A 2415-nucleotide genomic window follows, 5' to 3' on the forward strand; every position below is an offset into this window, starting at 1 on the left:
GATGTCAAAGCGAACGAAAGACCAAATGCAGCCTCGGGAAACCCAAAACACCCCAAGCGTTGAGGCTTTAGCACAGATGGGGAGGGAGGGGCTGCTTGATCTCTGGCCCACGGTGATGGGCACGGTTGTGCCGCGTGGCATGAGCCAGGGCCTGTTGCGGCGATTTTTGGCTTTCGAATTGCAAGTCAATGCTGGTGGGGGGCTGAGCAAGGCGGATTTGGTAGAGATCGCGCGCCTTGGGGCTGGGAGCTCTCGGGCCAAGACGGCCCGCATGGCGCAGGGCAGCCGGTTCTTGCGGGAATGGAATGGTGTCACCCATGTCGTCGAGCACACCGAGGCGGGATATCTCTGGAACGGCGACGTCCATGCATCCCTGTCGGCCATTGCCAAGGCCATCACTGGTGCGCATTGGTCTGGGCCACGCTTCTTTGGCGTGAAAGCAGCCGCCAGTGCGGCAACAAACAAGAAGCGGGTGCCGAAATGAACGCCCCCAGCCGAACCTCCGCCCGTCCTCAAACCCTGCGCTGCGCGATTTATACCCGGAAGTCTTCGGACGAAGGGTTGGAGCAGGGCTTCAACTCGCTTGACGCGCAGCATGAGGCCTGCGCGGCTTATGTCGCCAGCCAACGGCACGAGGGTTGGAAACTCCTGCCCGACCGTTTCGATGACGGCGGCCTGTCGGGTGGCACGCTGGAACGGCCCGCGTTGCAGCGCCTGTTGGCTGAGGTCGATGCTGGTCGGGTGGGGATGATCGTCGTCTACAAGATCGACCGGCTGACGCGTTCGCTGGCTGACTTTGCCCGGCTGGTCGAGCGATTGGAGCGCAAGGGCTGCTCTTTTGTCTCGGTAACGCAGGCCTTCAACACTTCATCCTCGATGGGCCGGTTGACACTGAACGTGCTGTTATCCTTTGCCCAGTTCGAACGCGAAGTGACGGCAGAGCGGATCCGCGACAAGGTGGCCGCCTCAAAGCGCAAGGGCCTGTGGATGGGCGGCAGTCTACCTTTGGGCTACGATCCACCGAAAGATCCGCTCAAGGCCCGAGTGTTGGCGATCAACTCCGAAGAAGCCAAAACGGTGCAGGCGCTCTTTGACCTTTACTTGAAGACGGGCACGCTGATGGCCACGCGCGACGCTGCCCTCGCTGCGGGCCTAAGCCCCCGCAAGGCCGATCATTCCGCGGATGCCCGTGCTGCGGCCGCTACGCCCGCGCCCTTCTCTTATGGACAGTTGCATTATCTGCTGACCAACCCCGTCTACCGCGGCCTGATCCGGCATAAGGCGCTGGTGCATCCCGGGCAGCACGCGCCGATCATCGATGCAGCAACATGGGAGGCGGTTCAGGCAAAGCTGCAGGATGGCGCAGCTCGAAAGCGGCAGAAGCGGGCTACGACTATTGCGGCATCAGCCACTCAGGAGGCCGCGGCAGACCAAAGCAAACCGGGCCTTGAACCCGTCGCCCCCTTGGCAACCAAGCTCTTCGACGAAACCGGCGACCGGCTGACGCCCAGCCACACCAATCGCCACAACCGGCGCTTTCGCTACTATGTCTCGCGCCGCCTCATCACCATGGGACGTGATCCTTCGGGATGGCGGCTTCCCGCCCCGCAGCTTGAGGCCTTGTTACTTGCGGCCCTGCGGGATCATCTGCGCAGTCGCGCGCAGGCCCATGATGTCATGGTCACACCGGAGGCGGGGACGGCACAGCAGCTTTGCAAAGCTGTAGCCGACCTGGCCGATCACCCTGACCCGGGACAACTCTGGCCGCTGATCGAAACCATCCATCTGGAACCCGGCAGACTGCGCATTGCACTGGACCGCGGCGAAATCGCCCGGAGGTTGGGGCTGCAAATCGAACAGTTAAGCCCGGCTTTAACGGGTTTTGAACAGCCCTTCACCCAACGCCGCCGCGGCGTGGAAACCAGGCTGATCTCGGGCAACACCCTGCCACGGCCGGATCCGACCCTGCAACAGAACCTTGCCCGTGCCCATGCATGGGCCAAGGCGCTGCGCTCTGGTCAAAGCCTCGCGCAAATTGCCTCGTCCGAAAGCCGCTCCGAAAGCGCCATTCGCAGCCGCCTCACGCTCGCCTTCCTCGCCCCGCAGATCCAGCGCGCCATCCTCAAAGGCACGCTCGGCCCGCAATGGAGCACCGATGCCATCCTGCGCTTGAACCTCCCCGCCGACTGGGCTCAGCAAATCAAGGCGCTCGGCCTCTAAATCCACCCCGCAGGATTCTCCCAAATCACAAAACCGCAGGACGAAATTGTTGCCGAGAGACTGTTGGCGAAGTTGCTGCAAACTCGGGTAGGACTTGGCGTCTCTGATATGCAGGCCTGGCGCCAACCCGCGGAAACCACGCAGAAAAACCCGCGGAGCGGCAGAGATATGCAACCCAAGATTGTGGATGGCGGA

2 protein-coding genes are annotated in these 2415 nt (G+C 62.4%); both read left to right on the forward strand.

Annotated elements, in window-relative coordinates; translation table 11 throughout:
* A partial coding sequence (locus G4Z14_RS18655) for a DUF2924 domain-containing protein (RefSeq protein WP_227751873.1) occupies window positions 1–484 on the forward strand: 484 nt, incomplete at its 5' end.
* On the forward strand, window positions 481–2220 hold the full coding sequence (locus G4Z14_RS18660) for a recombinase family protein (RefSeq protein ID WP_164628463.1): 1740 nt from the start codon (window positions 481–483) through the stop codon (window positions 2218–2220). The genes G4Z14_RS18655 and G4Z14_RS18660, both read left to right, overlap by 4 nt.
* Window positions 2221–2415: the final 195 nt, after the last annotated feature.

The organism is Tabrizicola oligotrophica, assembly GCF_011008935.1.
GTDB classification, from domain to species: Bacteria; Pseudomonadota; Alphaproteobacteria; order Rhodobacterales; family Rhodobacteraceae; genus Tabrizicola_A; species Tabrizicola_A oligotrophica.